This is a genomic window from Streptomyces yaizuensis (assembly GCF_034961445.1).
Taxonomy (GTDB): domain Bacteria; phylum Actinomycetota; class Actinomycetes; order Streptomycetales; family Streptomycetaceae; genus Streptomyces; species Streptomyces yaizuensis.
In genome coordinates this window covers 967,207-985,819 of record NZ_BSBI01000001.1, presented here as the reverse complement: position 1 = coordinate 985,819, position 18,613 = coordinate 967,207, and the positions used below count along the sequence as shown (strand labels likewise).

The 18,613-nt window shown below is 76.3% G+C and carries 13 protein-coding genes; 4 read left to right on the top strand and 9 right to left on the bottom strand.

The features are described from left to right. Nucleotides 1-66: 66 nt before the first annotated feature. The 3 genes from SYYSPA8_RS03650 to SYYSPA8_RS03640 all read right to left on the bottom strand — a co-directional run bounded on the left by SYYSPA8_RS03650 (nt 67) and on the right by SYYSPA8_RS03640 (nt 6,639). Nucleotides 67-1,017 carry a GNAT family N-acetyltransferase gene (locus tag SYYSPA8_RS03650; protein ID WP_323445424.1) on the bottom strand — a complete coding sequence of 317 codons (951 nt, stop codon included), beginning with the start codon at nt 1,015-1,017 and terminating at the stop codon, nt 67-69. Nucleotides 1,018-1,160: 143 nt separating this feature from the next. Further along, nucleotides 1,161-4,508, bottom strand: coding sequence for a S8 family serine peptidase (locus SYYSPA8_RS03645; protein ID WP_323445423.1), 3,348 nt, complete (start codon nt 4,506-4,508; stop codon nt 1,161-1,163). Between the two features lie 994 nt (nt 4,509-5,502). Beyond that, the gene (locus SYYSPA8_RS03640; protein WP_323445422.1) at nt 5,503-6,639 is read right to left on the bottom strand and encodes an alpha/beta hydrolase; all 1,137 of its coding nucleotides are present in this window, start codon (nt 6,637-6,639) and stop codon (nt 5,503-5,505) included. A 927-nt stretch (nt 6,640-7,566) separates the two neighbouring features. Between SYYSPA8_RS03640 and SYYSPA8_RS03635 the strand changes: the two genes are divergently transcribed. Beyond that, nucleotides 7,567-9,495, top strand: coding sequence for an ABC transporter ATP-binding protein (locus SYYSPA8_RS03635; RefSeq protein WP_323445421.1), 1,929 nt, complete (start codon nt 7,567-7,569; stop codon nt 9,493-9,495). On the opposite strand, the gene SYYSPA8_RS03630 is transcribed toward SYYSPA8_RS03635, so the two are convergent. After that, nucleotides 9,441-10,901: an aminotransferase class V-fold PLP-dependent enzyme gene (locus tag SYYSPA8_RS03630; protein ID WP_323445420.1), complete on the bottom strand. Its 1,461-nt coding sequence runs from the start codon at nt 10,899-10,901 to the stop codon at nt 9,441-9,443. The genes SYYSPA8_RS03635 and SYYSPA8_RS03630 overlap by 55 nt on opposite strands. A gap of 203 nt (nt 10,902-11,104) precedes the next feature. Here SYYSPA8_RS03630 and SYYSPA8_RS03625 point away from each other — a divergent pair, with 203 nt between their 5' ends. Beyond that, entirely contained in the window at nt 11,105-12,073 is a 969-nt protein-coding gene (locus SYYSPA8_RS03625; protein ID WP_323445419.1) for an alcohol dehydrogenase catalytic domain-containing protein, read from the top strand. Between the two features lie 109 nt (nt 12,074-12,182). Here the strand turns inward: SYYSPA8_RS03625 and SYYSPA8_RS03620 are convergent, their stop codons facing one another. The 3 genes from SYYSPA8_RS03620 to SYYSPA8_RS03610 all read right to left on the bottom strand — a co-directional run bounded on the left by SYYSPA8_RS03620 (nt 12,183) and on the right by SYYSPA8_RS03610 (nt 15,529). Continuing rightward, nucleotides 12,183-12,551, bottom strand: a complete 369-nt coding sequence (locus SYYSPA8_RS03620; protein ID WP_323445418.1) for a BlaI/MecI/CopY family transcriptional regulator — start codon at nt 12,549-12,551, stop codon at nt 12,183-12,185. 67 nt (nt 12,552-12,618) lie between these two features. Beyond that, entirely contained in the window at nt 12,619-13,965 is a 1,347-nt protein-coding gene (locus SYYSPA8_RS03615) for a cytochrome P450 (protein ID WP_323445417.1), read from the bottom strand. A 160-nt stretch (nt 13,966-14,125) separates the two neighbouring features. After that, entirely contained in the window at nt 14,126-15,529 is a 1,404-nt protein-coding gene (locus SYYSPA8_RS03610; RefSeq protein ID WP_323445416.1) for a cytochrome P450, read from the bottom strand. A 484-nt stretch (nt 15,530-16,013) separates the two neighbouring features. Between SYYSPA8_RS03610 and SYYSPA8_RS03605 the strand changes: the two genes are divergently transcribed. Beyond that, complete coding sequence (locus SYYSPA8_RS03605; RefSeq protein ID WP_323445415.1) at nt 16,014-16,631, top strand: RNA polymerase sigma factor; 618 nt, start codon at nt 16,014-16,016, stop codon at nt 16,629-16,631. Further along, nucleotides 16,628-17,671, top strand: a complete 1,044-nt coding sequence (locus SYYSPA8_RS03600; protein ID WP_323445414.1) for a hypothetical protein — start codon at nt 16,628-16,630, stop codon at nt 17,669-17,671. Before SYYSPA8_RS03605 ends, SYYSPA8_RS03600 begins: the two co-directional genes overlap by 4 nt. Nucleotides 17,672-17,706: 35 nt before the next feature. Here the strand turns inward: SYYSPA8_RS03600 and SYYSPA8_RS03595 are convergent, their stop codons facing one another. Both SYYSPA8_RS03595 and SYYSPA8_RS03590 read right to left on the bottom strand, forming a co-directional pair. Continuing rightward, complete coding sequence (locus tag SYYSPA8_RS03595; RefSeq protein ID WP_323445413.1) at nt 17,707-18,045, bottom strand: hypothetical protein; 339 nt, start codon at nt 18,043-18,045, stop codon at nt 17,707-17,709. Next, complete coding sequence (locus tag SYYSPA8_RS03590; protein ID WP_323445528.1) at nt 18,042-18,590, bottom strand: sigma-70 family RNA polymerase sigma factor; 549 nt, start codon at nt 18,588-18,590, stop codon at nt 18,042-18,044. Before SYYSPA8_RS03590 ends, SYYSPA8_RS03595 begins: the two co-directional genes overlap by 4 nt. Between the last annotated feature and the right edge of the window lie 23 nt (nt 18,591-18,613).

Here is an 18,613-nt window from a genome sequence, read left to right as displayed (position 1 = left end):
GGAACGGGTCCCGGGGCCCGTGCCCTGTCCCGTCCGGGGCAGGGCACGGGCAGGGGCCGTGTGCGGTCAGGCGGGGCGGTGTTCCCAGCCGCGTGCCGTCCGGGTCAGCTCGGTGAAGCCGTGCGCGAGCAGCGCGGCACTCTCCTCGGGCTCGTCCTCGTCGCCGTAGGCCAGGACCCGGTCGACACCGCAGAGGGCGAGCCAGCGCCGGGCCTCCCCCAGCAGCCAGGGCAGCAGGTGGGGTGCGGGGTCGGTGGGGAGTTCCAGGCCGGAGATGTCCGCCGTGCCGCCGGGGCGGGCGTGGCGCTCGGGCCGGTCGAGGTTGGTGTCGAGTTCGACATGGGCGATGTCCGTGCCGCCGGCCCGGACGGTCAGGCGGGTGGTGCCGAGTTCGCCGAGCCCCCGGTGCAGGGTATGGCCGGGCGGCGGGGACCCGGCGGGCAGGGGCAGTGCGGTCAGCGGGGCGATCAGCAGGATCTCGGTGCCGCCGGTGTGCACGAACCCGGCGCGCTCCAGGGTGGCCCGTACATGCGGCCACTGCGCGGGCACGCCGTAGACACCGGGTACGGGCAGGGCGCCGTCGGTGTGGCGGGCGCGGACGTGCCAGCGGGTGAGCTGGGCGAGGCACGCGGACGCCAGCAGTTCGCCCGCGTCCTGCGCCCGGCCCTCGTCGCCGCCCGCGGGGTCCTGCTCCGGGTCGGAGTCGTCGGGGTAGTGGACGAGCCAGGCGATGTGGCCGGTGTCGCGGTAGTCGGCGCCGACGTCCGGGTCGTTGCGGTAGCGCAGCAGATGGGCGGCGGCGACGATGCGCCGGTTCCGCTCGGCGACGAGCGTGACGCGCTCGGCGACCCAGGGGTCGGTGATGTACTCCTCGGGGCAGCGCTCCAGGCTGCTGAGGACGGTGTTGACCGAGGCCGTGGCGCCGGGTACGACGGCCGACGCGTGCGCGTTGACCAGGGTGGTGAGCTGGTCGCGGTCCTCGCGGTGGAAGGGGCGCACGGTGAGGGAAACGGGCATGACGCTGCCTCCGTGGTTGAACGGTACGGGAGAGGCCGCCATGCGATGCGGTACGGGCGTCACTCTAGCACCAAGTGCCCCTGGTGCCGCTGTGGTCACCGGGTCCGTCCCCGGCGGCGGGGCCGCCGCCGGGGAGGGGCGGTTCAGCGGGTGAGCCGGTAGGCGTCCAGGACGGTCAGTGTCTGGGTGCTGCCCCGGCCGTCGGTGAGGACGGTCCGCAGGGAGACCGACGCTGCCGCCGCCGGGTGGTCCAGCGCCACGCGGCGCGCGGAGCCCTGCCCGGCGACCGGGACGGGGTGCCAGCGGGCGCCCCGGTCGTAGGAGACCTCTGCGGTCAGCGAGGCGGCGCCCCCGCGGGTGGCGGGTCCGTCGATCCGGAGCGGCACCGTCAGCCGGGTCCCGGCGCGCGCGGTGCTCGCGGCGGTCAGCCGCGGGGTGATCCGGACCGTGGAGAGCGGCAGTTCGCGCTCGTCCGCCCCGGACACGAAGGACCACTCGGCGACCACCGCGGTACTGACCCGGGACACCGTGGGCGGCTGCTCCACCTCCTGGCGCAGGAGGTAGCGGGCGGGCCCGGCGGGCAGCCGGCCCACCCGGTGCTCCTCCCCCAGCTCGCAGCCGCCCGCGCCGGTCTCGCGCAGGGTCGTGCCGGCGGTGGAGAGGGTGGTCCGGCTGCGGGCGCCGTCGGGGTAGGAGGCGTGACCGCCGCTGTCGGTGAGCATCGGGGCGCACCAGCGCAGGGTGTCGCCGTCGCGGGCGGCGGAGGCGACGGCCGGGGCGAAGATCCCCCGGTTCGCGGTCGCCCGGCGTGCCGTGCCCGCCTCGTACCGCTCCACGGGTCCGAGCAGCTGGGTCCCGCGCGGGCCGCCGGTGGTGCCGTACTGCTGGATCCAGCGGCTCCAGCGGAGCCCGGGCGCGGTGGAGACGTACTGGCGCAGGGCGTGGGGCAGGGTCACCGGCCGGCTGGTGATCCCGAGGGCGGGTCCGTCGCGGTACGAGGCGAGGGCCGCGACGGCGGCCGTCCGCCCGGGGGCGGGGGCTCCGACGGCGAGGTCGGTCCTGGCCAGGTCCGCCCGGTCGACGGTGGCGTCGAGTCCGGTGAAGAAGGTGCCGGTACGGGGGTGGGCGAGGTGGTAGTGGTCGGCGCCCCGGGTCCACAGGCCGCCGATGACGGCGGTGAAGGAGCCCGGCGCGGGCCGGGGGCCGAGGTGGGCGGTGCGCAGGCCGTCGGTGGTACCGGTCAGCCAGGTGGAGCCGTGCGGGAAGGGGCCGCCGGTGTCGAGGTAGTGGCTGACGTGGGCACCGGCCGGGCGGGCGCCGCCGGGCGCGGTGATCCGGACCGGGCGGGCCCGGCGGGCGTCGAGGACGACGGTGGTGGCGCGGTTGACCTCGAACCGGGGCGCGAGCAGCAGGGCGGTGCCCCGGCGCGGACCGGAGCGGGTGTCGATCGCCGATTCGACGCTGTACATGCCCTTGCGCAGCCGTACGGTGACCCGGCCGTCGCCGTCCCGGTCGGCCAGTTCCGGCCACATGGCGAGGGAGGGCACGGCGCTGACGGCGGTACGCGCGGCGGGCGCGGGGCGGCCGCCGGTGTCGAGGTGGCGGAAGGTCACGTCGTACGACTCGGGCTCGCGTTCGGCGGAGACGGCGGTACGGACGCGCTGGCCGCCTCCGCTCGCCACCACGACGGCGGTGAGGACGCCGTCCGTGCCGCCCCGGCGGGTGTCGGCGGTGACCTTGAGCGAGGCGGTGCCGCGCGCGGGCACGGTGATCACGGATCGGCCGAGGGTGAACATCCCCTCGGGAGCGGGGGTGCCGTCCGGTCCGTGGCCCCGGACGGCGGTGGTGAGGGTGACGGGCGCGGTGCCGTGGTTGCGGTAGACGAGCCGCCCGGTGAGCGGGGTGTCGTCGTGGTGGGGCCAGCGGCGGACGCCCAGGGAGAGCGAGGTCTCGTCGGTGACCACGGTCTGGGTGACGGCGCGGGCGGCGTCGACCCGACCGGTGCCCTGCCGCAGGGCGGTGGTGCCGGCGCGGTCGGCGGCGGACGCGGTCAGCGCCTGTTTGATCCGCTGTCCGGACCAGGTGGGGTGGCGCTGGGCCAGCAGGGCGGCGGCACCGGAGACATGGGGCGTGGACATGGAGGTGCCACGGCCGGCGGCGTACCCGTGCGGTGCGCCGCCCGCGCCGGTGCGGGCGGCCGTGATCTCCACGCCGGGCGCGGTGAGGTCGGGCTTGAGCGCGCCGTCGGCGGTGGGGCCGTGGGCGGAGAAGTCCGCGAGGGCTCCGGCGCGGTCCACCACGCCGACGGAGAGCGCGGCGGGGGCGGTGCCCGGGGACTCGACGGTACGGGCGCCGAGTCCGCCCAGGTTGCCGGCGGCCGCGACGAAGAGGGCGCCGCTGCGGCGCGAGAGCCGTTCGACGGTCTCCTCCATGGCGTCGGTGCCGGGCCGGTCGGGCAGGCCCAGGCTCATGCTGACGATGTCGGCACCCTGCTCGACGGCCCACTGCATGCCGGCGATGACCTGGGATTCGTCGCCCTCTCCGTCGTCATTCGCGACCTTGCCGTCCAGGATGCGCGCACCGGGGGCGACGCCCCGGTACCGGCCGGCGGAGAGGGTGCCGCTGCCCGCGACGGTCGAGGCCACATGGGTGCCGTGGCCGTTGCGGTCGACGGCGTCGGGGCTGGCGGAGAAGTTGGCCTCGGCGATCTCCCGGCCCGCGAGGTCGGGGTGGGTCTGGTCGACGCCGCTGTCGAGGACGGCGACCTTGACGCCCGTGCCGTCGTATCCGGCGCGCCAGGCCACCGGGGCGCCGATCGCGGGGACGCTGTGGTCCATGGCGAGGCGTACCCGGCCGTTCAGCCAGATCCGGTGGATTCCGGGCGCGGCCGAGCGGGCCCGGTCACCGGAGCCGGAGCCGGAGCCAGAGGTGAGCTTCTTCCATGTCTGCGCGGCACGGGACTTGGGCACGGTGACGGCCTCGCCGTCGATGGCGGGCAGCGCACGGCCGGGGCGGGCGTTTGCCGCGCGCAGCGCGGTGCGGGCGCGCGCGGCCCCGGCACCCCGGTAGCCGACGATCAGCGGGACCGAGTCCGTACGGGCGTCGTCGTACCGGTCCTTCAGCAGGGTGGTGATGTCGAACAGCCGCCGGTCCAGCACCCCCTGGGCGAGCAGGGGGCCGGCGTCGGCGGGTATCACCAGGCTGCGGCCGCCGGTCCGCAGGATCCGGACGGGTATCCGCTCGCGCCCCTTCCCCGGGGTCACGGTCACGACCAGGCCCCGGCCGTCGACGGCGACCCGGTCGCCGGTGAGGAGGGTGACCTCGCGCGGGGTCCCGCCCGCGCCGGTCCGTTCGACGGCCCCGGGCCCCTGGGGCGCGGCGCGGGAGACCGCCCGGGGACCGGCATGGGCGACCACCGCCCCGCTCCCCGCCACCAGGGCCACCGCCAGCGCGGCGGAGCATCCGGCCGCTGTCCTTCCGTGTCTGCGCACCCGTCGTACCTTCCGTCCCAAGGGTCACGGCGGACGGGCGGCCCGTCCGCCGGGCCCGCCGTCCACGGATCCTCAGCATGGGGACGGGGTACGGGCCGGCGCGTCATCCCCTGACGGACACCCTCGTACGCCGCTGGGCGTACCCGGGACGGTCCGGGCGGAGCGGACCGGGCCCCGGGAGGACGGGCCGCCGGGCCCGGCCCGGCGATTTCGCGCCGTTGGCGGGCCCGGGGAGGGTGGGGTCGGGGCTGTCGGGACAAGGCCCGCCTGCTGACGGCACGTCGCTTTTCAGACAGCCCTGAGGAGGGTGGGGGTGCCCCCTAGGGCCTGTCTGGCGGATCAGACTGGGTGAGGGAGCGGGGTCTGGTGCAGGGGGTCTCCCCAGGCCCGCCGGCGGACGAGGGATGGGGTCTCCCCAGGCCCGCAGTGGACGAGGGATGGGGTCTCCCCAGGCCCCCAGGGCCGTGGGGACGCATCGCAAGGCGGAGGAATGAGCCACTGCGGTGGGGGTACTCCCCCTGGCTCCGCCGGTGGCACCCCCACCCGGGCCGCCAGGCCCAGGAGGAGTGCGGTGCCAGGGCACGCGAGCCCCAGCAAGATCCGTCAGACAGGCCCTAAGGGAGGGCCGTCCGCCCGGCGGGCGGGCCTGGCGGGGTCCGCCGTCCGGGGTTCCCGGGACCTGTCCCGGCGGACGGGTTCGGCCACCGGCAGGGCCGAGGGGGGCTCAGCGGGCCTTCGTCGGGGACGGCCTTCCCTCGTACCCCGCGGGGCATCGGGGTCTGCGGCGGCCGGCGACAGCGCGGTGCGGGGTAGCGCCCGGGTCGGCGGGCCCGGGAGGGATCCGTATCAGGGCTCGTCGGGCGGGCGGGATTTCGACGACGCGACCTGGCGGGGGCCTGTCCACGGAGTCCAGGGGAGCATCGGCGTCCCGACAACAGCGCGGTACGGGGGCACCCCCATATCTCCGGGGTGTGGGCGAGGCCCGCTCCCCCGGTCAGCGGCCCCGGCTCCAGTGGAAGGCGACCTCGGGGAAGCGGGCCGAGGGGCCGCGCAGCAGCGGGGCGGGGCGGCCGGCGAGGAAGCGGCCGAAGAAGGCGACCGCGCAGGCGCGGATCGCGGCCGTCGCCCGGTCGGGGTGGAGGGTGCCGAACAGCTCCCGCCACACGGGGTCGGGCCAGCTGCCGCGCAGGCCGAGGGGTCCGGCGTACCCCGCGAGGTCGGTGGCGCTGAGATGGCCGCCGCCCAGGAGGTGGAGATGGCGTCCCCAGCCGCGGTGGGCGGCCCGCCAGCGGACCCAGGTCTCGTGCTCCGGCGAGGAGGTGAGCAGCAGGAAGGGGCGGTCCAGGCCGGTGTCGGGGACGGTGGTGCCGAACAGTCCGCCGTCCAGGTCGAGTCCGGCGGCGAAGCGCCGGTCCTGGCGCATGGCCTCGGCGGCGGCCGCGCCGCCCATGGAGTGGCCGAGGAGTCCGATCCGGGCGGGCGCGAGCCGCCGGGCGGTCAGTTCGTCGGCGACGGTCCGCAGGTCGGCGGCGCGCACCGCGGTCTCCAGCCGGTCCTGGGCGTCCCAGTCGGCGGGCTCGGCGGGCAGGTTGCCGAGGACGAGGCGGCCGTCGGGGAAGTGGACGGCCGCGGCGTCGTGGGTGTGGTCGACGGCCGCCACCAGGTGGCCGTGGGAGGCGAGTTCGGCCGCGAGGGCCGTGGTGAGCGCGCGGGTGGCGCCCCGGCCGTGGCTGATCATGACCAGGGTGGGCCGCCGGGGCGCCCGCCGGGCCGTGCGTACGCCGGTGCGGATCCGGGCGAGGGAGCCGGGCGGGGCGCCCCAGGAGCGTTCCAGCACGGTCGCGGTGGGTGGTTCGGTGTACGGGGCCGCCGCGCCCCGGTCCCGGTCGTCCCCGGTCAGCGGGAACCAGAGCTGCGTCATCAGCTCACGGGGCCCGGGGCGGCCGGCGAACGGGTCGGTACGGGTGTGGTCGACCACGGGGAAGGAGAGTGTGCCGACCGGGTGGCCGCCGGTCGGCCGGGGCAGCGGCAGCGGGCCGGCCCCGGTGGTGGCGACGGCCTCGGCGGCGGGCAGCGCGGCCAGCGCGGCCGCCCCTCCGGCTCCCAGCAGCAGCGAACGACGAGCGAGCACCGACACCTCCCGGTCCGGGGGCGCGGGGTGCGCCCTGAACAGCGCCCACCCTATTGGTCCGTACCAATATCGGGGAGGGTCCGGGCCCCCGCTTCCCTCCGGCGGCCGCCCACCGCCCAAGGCTCCCGCCCGGCCGGTGGTCCGCGGTGCGGGACACCCCGGACCACCGGCCGACGGGGTACCGCGCCGCGCGACCCCGTCCACACCCACCCCCCTCACCGGCCGACGACCCTGCCGCGTACGGCCGACGCCGCCGCCGGGGACCCGGACCCGGCCCGGGACCGCGCCCGCGACCTCCCGGGTCCGGCCCGCCGCAGCCACCACACCCGTCAAGCCGCCCCCTGTCGCGGGCTCCTGCCCCGCCGCTGCCCTCCGGACCGTCCAGGAGCCCGCCCGCCGGCCGGGACGCACGTCCCGCCGCCCAGGGCCTTTCTTCCGGATCAGGCTGGATCAGGGAGCGGAATCTGGTGCATGGGGTCTCCCCAGGCCCCCAGGGCCGAGGGGACGGAGGCCGCCAGGCCCAGAGGAGCGGTGCCATGCCAACGCGAGCCCAGCAAGATCCGGAAGCGAGGGCCCAGGGCCCCGTACGCACATCGTGCCCGTCACCGCCTCTGCCGCCCGATCGTCCGGAGCCGGCTTCTCCCCGCGGAGGGAAGCATCCGGCCAACCGGCCCTCCGCGGCGCCCTGTCCCCGCCCCCGCCGCGCACTGGGAGGGGCGGGGGGCCGTATCCGCGCCGGGACCCGGCGGCCGCCGTCCATGACCAGTGCCGGAGCGGCCCGGTGGGCCCGGTCGGCGACACGCGTGGGTGACTTCGGGCGTGCCGGGGTGACCCGACGTGTGCCGGGTCCCGCGGCGGGGCAGGGCTGGGGAGTCGGCCGGGCCCCGCGTACGGTGCCGGGGCGGGCGGCGACCGGGACGGTGAGCGGTGACAGGGACCGAGGGCACGGTGGACCAGGGGGCGCGGATCCGGGCCACCGGAGTCGGGCTGCGGCTGCGCGGCGGACGGGACGCCCTGCGCGGGGTGACCCTCGCCCCGCCACCGGGCCGGATCACGGGGGTGGCGGGCGGCAGCGGCGCGGGGAAGAGCCTGCTGCTGGAGACGCTCGCGGGGCTGCGGCGGCCCACCGACGGCGCGGTGCTGCACGACGGGCTCGAACCGGCCGCCGCCGCCGTGCCCTTCGGCTTCGTCCCGCAGGACGACATCCTGCACCGGGGCCTCACCCTGCGGCGCGGCCTCGCGTACGCCGCCCGGCTGCGGGGCGCCGATCCGGCCGAGGCCGACCGGGTCCTCGCCGAGCTGGGGCTGTCCGCGCGCGCCGGGCAGCGGATGGGCACCCTCAGCGGCGGTGAGCGCAAACGCGCCTCCATCGCGGTCGAGTTGCTGACCCGGCCCCGGCTGCTCTTCCTGGACGAGCCCACGTCGGGCCTGGACCCGGCGACGGGGGCCCGGTTGCTGGACACCCTCACCGACCTCGCGGCCCGGGGCGTCACCGTGGTCCTCACCACCCACTCCCCCGCCGATCTGGACCGCTGCGACCAGGTCGTCCTCCTCGGCCCCGACGGCTCCCCCGCCGCCACGGGCACCCCGGGCCAGGTGCTGCGCCGCTACGGCGTACGGGACTTCGCCGCGGTGTACGCGGCCGTGGCCGACGCCCCGGGCGACCGGGGGACGTCCGGAGCGCGGCAGGGGACGGAGAAGGCACGGCAGGCACAGGAACCGGAGGAGACGGAGGAGACGGAGGAACCAGACGCACCACAGGGACCAGAGGGGGCGGAAGGGTTCCGGGACGTCCGCGGCGGGCACGGTGCGGCGCGCACCCCTCACCGGCGCCGGCGGATCCCCGGTGCCGTGCGGGCCCGGCGCCCCGGACCGCTCGCCCAGTGGCTGCTGCTCACCCAGCGCGCCGGTGAACTGCTGCTGCGGGACCGGCCGGCCGCCGCGATCGTCGTGGGCTCACCGCTGATGATCGTGGCGATGTTCGCCCTGCTCTTCCGGCCCGGTGCCTTCGACCCGGCGGCGCCCAGCCCGTCGGCGTCGGCGATGGTGCTCTTCTGGATCGCGTTCGGCGCCTTCTTCTTCGGTCTCGCCTACGGGCTGCTCCAGATCTGCGCCGAACTCGGCGTGGTCCGCCGCGAACGGCTCACCACCCTGCGGCTCGGCCCCTATCTCGCGTCGAAGGTGACGCTGTTGCTGCCGGTGCTGGCGCTGGCGGACGCGCTGCTGCTCGTCGTGTTGCGGGCGGGGGACCGGCTGCCCGCCGCCGGGGCGGGTGTGTACGGGTCGCTCTTCGTCACCACCGCCCTCGCCTCCGCCGCCGGGCTCGCCCTCGGTCTGCTCGCCTCGGCGGCCGCCGCGGACCCGGCGCGGGCCGCGCTGGCGCTGCCGCTGCTCTGCTTCCCGCAGGTGCTGTTCTCGGGGGCGTTCGTCCCGGTGCCGCTGATGGCGGAGGCCGGGCGGGCGCTCAGCACGGCGATGAGCAACCGCTGGGCCTTCGAGGCCCTGGGGGCCGGGGTGGATCTGGAAACGCTCTGGGCGCGGGGCGCCTCCCCGCTGGGCCCGCCGCTGCTCGCCTCGTACGGGGACAGTTTCGCGCACGCCCCCTGGACCCGCTGGCTGATTCTCGCGGGTTTCACGGCCGTGCTGCTGCTCATGGCGGGGTGGGTGGTGCACCGCCGCTGTCCCACGCCCGCCCGGCCGCTCGGCGCGCGACGCGCAAGGCCCCGCCGACCCCGCGGCCCCCGCCGACCCGACGCACCCGACGCACCCGACGCACCCGAGGAGCACGGTCGGCCGCCCGGTCAGCAGCTGGTGCGCGGCGACAGCCCGTCGGCCACGGGGACCCGGTCCCGGTAGGCGGCCCCCAGGAAACGCAGCAGGGCGTCCACGTCGTCCGCGCTGGTGGGGATGCCGACGGAGACCCGGATCGCACCCGCCGACGGCAGGCCGAGGCGGCGCAGATACTCCTCCAGACCCGCCGTCGTCCCGGAGTGCACGGCCGCGCGCAGGGCGTCCCTGCCGATCCCGAAGGCGGCCTCGCCCGCGCCGGGGTTGCAGAAGCAGCCCGTGCGCAGCGAGATCCGGGCCCGGCCGCTGTCCCGGGCGACGACGCGCTCGTCGACGACCGCGCCGCGCGCGTCGAGGACGTTGAACGCGACGGTGCCGCCCCGGCGGTGGACGGTACGGGGCCCGTACAGCCGGATCAGCGGCCGGCCGTCGCCGTGGCGCAGCCGGGTCAGCCCCGACAGCAGCCGGGCGGTGAGCCGGGTGACGTGGTCGTGGACGGCGTCGATACCGATGGATTCGACCCAGTCCAGGCCGGTACAGATCTCGGGTATGGCGTGGAAGTCGACGGTGCCGTCCTCGAAGGCGGCCGGGCCGGGGGCGAGGCGGTGCCAGCGGCCCTCGGCGCTGGCGACCCGGATGGTGCCGCCGGAGAACCAGGGCCGCCGCAGCAGCCCGAGGGCGCTGTCACGGGCTATGAGACAGCCGACCCCGGTCGGGTAGCCGAAGACCTTGTACCAGCTCAGTACGGTGAAGTCGGCGGGCCAGCGGTCGAGCCGCAGCCGGTTGGACCCGGCGTACGCGGCGGCGTCGAGCAGGACGTGCCAGCCCTCCTCGCGGGCGCGGGGGATCCAGTCCAGGGGGTGCCGCACCCCGCTGAAGTTGCTCTGCGCCGGGAAGGCGAAGAGTCCGCGCCCGCCCCGGCGGCCGCGCAGCGCGCGCCGCAGATCCGCGTCGGCCACCCGCAGGTCCGGTCCGTCGAGGGGGATGTAGGTGGTCGCGGCGCGGCGGGCGCGGGCGAACTCGCGCAGCCCGTTGACGGAGTTGTGGTTGTCGAGGGTGAGCAGCAGTTCGGCCCGTCGCCGGCGGAAGGGGTAGCTCTCGCCGACGAGCCGGCAGGCGGCGGTGGCGTTGGCGGTGAACACCACGGTGTACTCGGCGGGGTCGGCCCCGGCGAAGGCGAGCACCCGCTCCCGGGCCCGCTCCAGCAGGGCGGTGCTGGGGGCGGAGGCCGGGCTGTCGCTGTGCGGGTTCCCGAAGACGTCCCGGGTGAGGCGTTCGGTCTGGGCGTGGAGCTGGCGGCGGGCCGGCAGGGCCGCGCCGGTGTGGTCGAGGTAGACATGGCGCCGCTCGTCGAGATACCCGTACTCGGCCTCGCGTATCCGGGCGAAGCGGCCGGGGCCGTCCAGGGGGTCCACGGGGTGGCCGGGGGGCTGTGGCACGGGGGCGTGCCGGTCGTCGGTACGGTTGTCGCTCATCGCATCCCCTGTCCTGCCCCCCGATCCCAGGATGCGGCCGGGTGTCCGGCTGGGCAAGAACGCACCCGTGCGCCGCACACCGCCGGGCGGGTGCCTCGGCCGAACGAGGGCGTCCGGCGCGGCCCTGCGCCCTGTCCGGGCGGTACCGGATCACAATGGCCCCGGGCGAAGCCGATCCTGGGAGGCCACCGGTGGGAAAGACCATGAGAGCCGTCGTGCTGGACGAGCCGGGGCCGGTGGAGAAGCTCGCGCTGCGGGAGCTGCCGGTGCCGGAGCCCCCGCCCGGCTGGGTGCGGATCAAGGTGGAGGCGTTCGGACTCAACCGTTCGGAGCTGCACACCCGGCTGGGGCTCGCGGAAGGGGTGACCTTCCCCCGGGTGCTGGGGATCGAGGCGGCGGGAGTCGTCGACGCCGACCCGGACGGGGTGCTGGAGCCGGGCCGGCAGGTGGTCACGGTGGTGGGCGGGATGGGCCGGACCTTCGACGGCGGGTACGCCGAGTACACGGTCGTCCCCCGCGAACAGGTGATCCCCTTCTCCTCCGCGCTGCCGTGGGAGACGCTGGGGGCGCTCCCGGAGACCTTGCAGACCGCGTACGGCTCGCTGACCACCGGGCTGGATCTGCGGGAGGGTCAGACGCTGCTGATCCGGGGCGGGACCTCGGCGCTCGGGCTGGCCGCCGCCTCGCTCGCCAAGGACAGGGGGGCGACGGTGCTGGCGACCACACGGAACCCGGACCGGGCCAAGGCGCTCGCCCTGCACGGGGTGGACCATCCGCTGGTGGACGACGGGGCGGTGGCACCGAAGGTCCGGGAGATCGTGCCGGAGGGCGTCCACGCCGGGCTGGAGCTGGTCGGCACGCCGACGCTGCCGGACACGCTGGCGGCGGCCCGGGTGCACGGGACGGTGTGTTTCACCGGGATGCTCTCCAACCAGTGGATCGTCAAGGACTTCTATCCGATCGAGTACCTGCCGCGCGGGGTGCGGCTGAGCGCGTACGGCGGCGGGTCGGCCGATCTGCCGCCGGAGGTGTTCCAGCGGTACGTGGACCGGATCGCCGACGGGACGATCTCGCTGGGCCCCGTCCATGTCTACTCGATGGACCAGATCCGGGCCGCCCACACCGACATGGAGCAGGGGCACCGGGTGGGGAAGCTGGTGGTACGGGTCTGAGGCGCGGCCCGCCGGGGAGGCCGGGGTGCCGAGAAGGACGGCCCGCCGAGGAGGACGGGGTGCCGAGGAGGACGGGGTGCCGAGGAGGACGGGGTGCCGAGGAGGCGGGTCAGGGGCCGCCGCCGGCCGCCGCGCCGAGGGCGGCCGCGAGCACGGCCCGCTGGGTGTCGGTCATGGTGCCGACGAAGGCGGTCAGCGCGGCCCCGGGGTCGTCCCCGAGGGCCCACGCCCGGTGCATCAGGGCGGCCGTGTAGGCGGCCCGGGTGGAGACCGGGGTGTAGCGGTACGCCCGTCCGTCCAGCTCCCGCCGGAGCCAGCCCTTCTGGTGCACCTTGTCCATCACGGTCATGACGGTGGTGTAGGCGATGGAGCGGTCCCGCTGGAGGTCCACCAGGACCTCACGGACCGTCACCGGGCGGTTCCACCGCCACACGACGGTCATGACCGCGTCCTCCAGCTCTCCTAATTGGCCCTTCACGAAGACCAGCCTAGGCGGTGCCCGGAGCCGGGGCGGGGCGGCCGGGAGCGGCCGGGCAGGGCCCGGCTCAGTCGGTGCGCGCCCGGACCGTCATGGGCACATGGTCGGGGTGGGCCATCGCGGACGCCGCCTCCCGGGTGACGTGGTCCCCGGTGGGCCGCAGCCGCCAGCGGGCCAGGACGGTCGCCAGCACGATGGTGGCCTCGGTCCAGGAGAAGGCGTCCCCGATGCACTTGCGGGTCCCCGCGCCGAACGGGACGAACGCCGTGCGCGGGACGGCCTCGCGGCGGCCGGGGAGCCAGCGGTCCGGGTCGAATCGGTCCGGGTTCTCGTAGACGGCGGGGTCGCGGTGGACCGCGTACAGGCTGAAGGCCGTCTCCACGCCCGCCGGGAGCAGGTGGCCGCCGATCTCGACGGGCTCGGTGGTACGGCGCATCAGCAGGGTGACGCCGTGGAGCCGGATCGTCTCGTCGAGGACCCGCCGGACGGTGGTGAGCCGGGGGATGTCGGCGGCGGTGACGGGCCGGCGGCCCACCACCTCGTCCACCTCGGCCACCACCTGCCGCTCGATCTCCGGGTGGCGGGCGAGTTCGTGGAACGCCCAGGCGAGGGTGGAGGCGGTGGTCTCGGTCCCGGCGAAGAGGATGGTGACCAGCTCGTCCCGCACCTCCTCGTCGGTGAGTCCGGCGCCGGTCTCCTCGTCCCGCGCGTCGAGCAGCAGGGAGAGCAGATCGGGCTGCCCGGTGCGCCCCGCGCGGCGGGTGGAGGCCACCACCGTGTCGATGACGGACCGCATGCGCGCGGTGGCACGGTCGAAGTCCCGGTTGGGGCGGATGGGGAGCCGGTCGAAGAGCCGCGGGGAGGCGGCGCGCAGCAGCATGTTCTTCAGGATGACGGGGAGGTCGCGGCGGACTGCTTCCACGGCGGGCCGGCCGATGTCGGTGGAGAACATCGTCTCCGCCAGGGTCTCGACGGCGTACTCCCCCATGACCTTGTCGACCGCGAGCCGCTCCCCGTGGGCCCAGGAGTCGGCCAGTTCGACCGCGCGGCGGCTCATGATCTGTGCGTATCCCGCGATCCGGGTGTGGTGGAACACCGGCTGGATCAGCCGGCGGTGGGTACGGTGCAGCTCGCCGCTCGCGTTGGCCAGGCCGTTGCCGACGAGGGGGCGGACCCGGTCGTAGAGGCGCCCCTTCTCGAAGGAGCGGGCCCGTTCGACGGTGATCTCGTGGATCAGGGCCGCGCTGGTCGCGAAGCAGACGGGCAGGGTGCCGACCCGGACCTGGACCAGTTCGCCGGTCTGCCGCAGGGAGCGGAGGAAGCCGAGGGGGTCGCGGCCGAGCCGCAGGGTGTGGCCGATCAGGGGCAGGGCCCCGGGGGCCACGGGTATCCGGTCCAGTCCGACGGACGCCACGCGTGAACTCCTCGCTGAAACGTATCTGCTGATGGGGCGCCGCCGGCGCGGGGAAGCCCCGGTGGCGCCGCGGCCGCGGGGCCCCTTCGTGCCCGGGGGCGGACGGGGACCTGTGCGGCCGCGGAGCCCGGACGGACTCGATGGCGCGAGGGGCTGGGCTTCAGCCCAGCAGCGACTTCCACCAGGGACGCCGCGCGTCGCCGGAGCCGTCGGAGTCCGGCCCGGCGGCCTCGGGGGCCGGCGGTCTCGGCCGGGCGCCCTCCAGGGACGCGGTCGGGAGCCGCAGCTCCGGGCGCGGGGCGAACCGTACGGGCAGCGAGTCCACCCGCTCCGTCAGCCAGGCGGCGCTGGTGGACAGTTCGGTGACGGAGGCGTCGAGTTCCAGTCCGGGCAGCAGGCTGAGCAGGGTGTCGATGCCGGTCTCGGCGATGCCCCTGCCGATGTCCCGGCCCGGACACTCGTGCGGACCACTGCTGAAGGCGAGGTGGGAGCGGTTGCCGTGGACGGGGGCGGTGAGGTCGGGCCGGATCCGGGGGTCGGTGTTCCCCGCCGTCAGGCCCAGCAGCAGCATGTCCCCCTCCCTGATGTGGTGGCCGCCGAGGACGGTGTCCCCGGTGGCCCACCGGCCCGGGACGACGGAGATCGGCGGCGCGTCCCAGAGGACCTGCTCCAGCGCGTCGGGCAGGGTCATCTGGCCGCCGGACAGGCTCGCCCGGAAGCGGCGGTCGGTGAGCACGAGGCGCAGGGTGTTGGCGACCAGGTTGACCGTGGTCTCGTTGGAGGCGACGAGCACCAGGCGCAGATGCTCCACGACCTCGTCCTCGGTCAGCCCGGACGCGTGGGCCATCAGCGAGCTGGCGAGGTCGCGGCCGGGCCGCTCGCGCTTGCGGCGCACCAGCGACCGCAGGATCCCCACCACGGCCTCATTGCTGGCGTAGGCGGTCTCGCCGCCCTTCATCAGGTCGAGACAGGCCGCGACGAGGCGGGGCCCGTTCTCCTCGGGCAGGCCCAGGAGCTGGGTCATGACCAGCATGGGGAGCTGTTCGGCGTAGTCGCGTATGAGGTCGGCCTCGCCCTTCTCGGCGAACGCGGCGACCAGCTGGCGGGTGCGGCGGGTGACATGGCGGCGGATGCCGTGCCGGTTGAACTGCGCCAGCCCGTCGGTGACCGCGCCGCGCAGCCGGGCGTGCTCGTCGCCGTCGGCGAAGACGCAGAGCGGCTGCCAGCCGATCATCGGGTTCAGCGGGGACTCCGGCGGCACCCGGCCCTCCCGGAACATCGACCAGCGGCGTGAGTCCCGGGAGAACAGCGACGGGGTGCGCATGACTTCGAGGTTCTCCCGGTGGCCGAGAACCAGCCAGGCCGGAAGGTCACCGTGCATCAGTACCGGGGCCACCGGCCCGTACTCGCGGCGCAGCAGCTCGTACAGGGCGGGCGGGTCGGATTCGGCCGCCGCGCCGTAGAGCCGGTGCAGTCCCTCCGGGCCCAGGTCGTGCGCGGGGCAGCCGGGCGGTGGCACGGGTGCGGATCCGTCGCGGGTGAGGTCTGGGCGCGGGGTGGTCACGGGGCCTCCGAAGCCGGGGTGGGGAGCGCCGGGCGGGCGGACCAGGCCACGAGACTCCCGGTGGGGCGCTCAGGAAACAACGCTGCGGCACGGGACGGCACGGCCGGCGGCCCGCCGCGGTCGTACAAGATCCGAACCGGAGGCAGCATATCCCTGTTCGGATCCGGCCGGACAAGCCGTCAGGCGCACCGGTCCGCAGGGGGGTTCCGGGGCGCGGCGCGAAGGGCCCGTACGCGCGGTTCCGTGCCGTCGTGCTGCGAGCCCCGGCCCGCCGGGCGGAACGGCGGGCGGCGCGGCGGGCGGAACGGAGCGGCTGACCGGGGCGATGTCACAGCGGCGGCCCTCCGGTGCACCAGGTGGACCGGGCGCCGTGCGGGAACGGCGCCGGCCGGGCATCGGGAGGCTTCATGGAACGGGTGGCAGACGCACGGCGGGGGCCGTCGCGTCCGGCGCGATCGGTCCCTCCGGCGGACCGGGGGTAGGCGTGGCGGAGGAGACGGCGGGTACCGGGGTACGCGTACCCGGCGCACCGGAGGCGCACGACGCGCGGAGTGCGTCCGGTACGTCCGAACGCGCGCAGCCGGGGCGGGAGCTGGCGCAGGAGCTGCATCAGGCGGAGTATCCGGGCCTGGTGCGCTTTCTGCTGCTGAGCGGGGCGTCGTGGAGCGAGGCCCAGGACGCGGCGCAGGACGCCTTCACCCAGATGTGCCGGCCGGGGGTGCGGATCGCCCGCCCCAAGGCGTGGCTGCGGACGGTGGCCTGGCGTTCGTGGCTGCGCCAGCGGGTACGGCCGGAGGAGCCGTACGAGCAGGTGCCGGAGGTCCGTACGGCGCACTGGGAGAACCCGGCGCACGCGGCGGAGCTGGGGGTCGAGGAGCGCCGGGTCGTGGAGTTGCTGCTGCGGCTGCCGGCCAAGCAGCGGTCGGCGCTGGCGTGGAACCTGGACGGTTTCACGACCCAGGAGAGCGCGCGGGCGATGGGGATCACACCGGAGGCGGTGCGGCAGAACCTCTCCCGGGCCAGGGCGGCGCTCAAGGAGTGGCTGGGCCTGGAGGGACCGGGGGGCCCGGACGGCGGCGGAGCGGGGGAGGCCGGCGGATGAGGCCGCAGCGGGCGGGCGGCCCACCGGACGCGCTCCGCGCGGGAGTGCCCGGGGGAGCGCCGGACGCACTCCGTGCCGAACTGCCCGAGGGACTCCCGGTCGGGACGTGCGACGGGCCGCTGGACGACCTGCTGGCGCGGGCGCACGGGGCGCTGGGGATCGCGGTGTACGACACCCTCATGGCGCGCGGCGGACCGCCGGAGCCCCGGGACCCGGACCGGGCGCTGGGGCTGCTGCTGGCGGCGGCGCACCGGGGGACGCTGGCGGCGGTGACCGCGCGTACGGACCGGCAGCGGCGGGAGGAACCCGGCGGCCGGCGCGATCCGGACACGGGGCCCGGTGGCGGGATCCTGATGGACCGTCCGCCGGCGGTCCGGCTCAAATACCGGGCGCAGGCGCTGGGCATCGCGCGGGCGCACCGGCCGCACGATCTGCTGGGGTCGACCGGGCGGGCCCGGGCGGCGGTCCACCGGCTCGTCGGGGAGCTGGAGGAGGAACGGCTTCCGGACGGGGTACGGGCCTCTCTGGCGCGGGCCGCGGAGGAGCTGGGGCGGGTGCTCGCCCTGCCCCCGGGGCGCCGGCCGCCGCCCGCGCTGACGGGGTACGCCTATCTGGAGACGGCACGGGCCCGGCTGGCGGAGCGGGCCGCCCGGCTCACCGGGCGGGCCGGCAGCGCCCTGGCCCTGCTGGAGTCGGAGCTGCTGCCCCGGTTGGAGGACCCGGAGATCTCCTGGCCCGGGGTGCTGGAGGTGGCGCTGGACCTCGCCGACGAGCTGGATCTCGTGCACCGGGCGGCGGCGGCACTGCTGCGCGCGGTGTCGGAGGCGGAGGAGGCGGGCAACGACTTCCGGGGCGCGGATCTGCGGACGGCGGCGCTGGACGGCGTACCGCTGGAGGGCATCCGCTGGGACGCGGACACCCTCTGGCCGCCGGACTGGGAGTCCCGGGTGCGCCGGGCCTCGCTGACCGAGGGGGAGGCTCCCGGGGTCCTGGTGGTGGGGCCGGAGCCCCAGGACACCACGGTCCCGGCGGACCGCTGACGCACCGCCGGGGCCGGCCGGTCCGCGTGCCCCGGTCAGCGCGGTGGGCCCGGGGGCACCGGAGTCGGCGGGGCCGCCGGGGTCGCCGGGGTGGGCGGGGTCGGCGGGGTCGTGCCGTGGGGGAAGACGTCCCGGGAGGCGGACGGGGCCGAGTTGAGGACCCACAGGCCCGCGAGGACGGCGAGGGCGAAGACGGCGGCCACGGCCGTGACGAGGGCGAGCCGGCGGCGGCGTTCGCGGCGGCGCCAGGAGCGGTGGGCCGCACGGTAGGCGCCGGGCGCCGGGTGGACCTGGTCCGCGAGGGCCTCCAGGGTCTCGCGGAGCCGGCGTTCCGTGCCGTCGTCGTTCCTGGGCGGGCTCCCGGGGCGGCTCACCGGCGGTTCTCCAACACCTGGGTGAGGGCGGCGATCCCGCGCGCGGTGTGTGTCTTGACCGAACCGGCGGAGATCCCCATGGCCTGCGCTATCTCGCTTTCCTTGAGTCCCATCCAGTGCCGCAGCACCAGTGCCTCGCGCTGGCGGGCCGGCAGCCGCTGGAGCGCGGTGACCAGGGCCCGCTGGTCGTCGTGGAGCAGTGCCGTGTACTCGGCGGAGACGACGGCGGGTTCGGCGGCGGGCGTCCGGCTGTGCTTGCGGACGATCTGGAGGTGGCGTATCCGCATCCGGGTCAGGTTGCAGACCACGGAGCGCAGATACGACTCGGCGCGGTCGGCGTCCCGCAGCCGCCGCCACTTGCGGTAGATCTCGTAGTACGCCTCGGCGACGATGTTCTCCGGGTCGTCCGCGCCGAGCAGCGCGGCGAGCCGGAGCATCGAGGCGTAGTGGCGTTCGAAGAGGAACGCCAGCTCGGTGTCCCGGTCCCGGTCGCCTGGGTCGGCCGGGGCGGTGGGCGGGACCGGCTGCGGTGTGACGGCCGGCACCGGCTGGGGCGTGGCGGACGAGA

Coding starts and splice junctions, on each gene's coding strand:
- SYYSPA8_RS03650 (WP_323445424.1), bottom strand. CDS start 1,017: ATGCCCGTTTCCCTCACCGTGCGCCCCTTCCACCGCGAGGACCGCGAC.
- SYYSPA8_RS03600 (WP_323445414.1), top strand. CDS start 16,628: ATGAGGCCGCAGCGGGCGGGCGGCCCACCGGACGCGCTCCGCGCGGGA.
- SYYSPA8_RS03630 (WP_323445420.1), bottom strand. CDS start 10,901: ATGAGCGACAACCGTACCGACGACCGGCACGCCCCCGTGCCACAGCCC.
- SYYSPA8_RS03625 (WP_323445419.1), top strand. CDS start 11,105: ATGAGAGCCGTCGTGCTGGACGAGCCGGGGCCGGTGGAGAAGCTCGCG.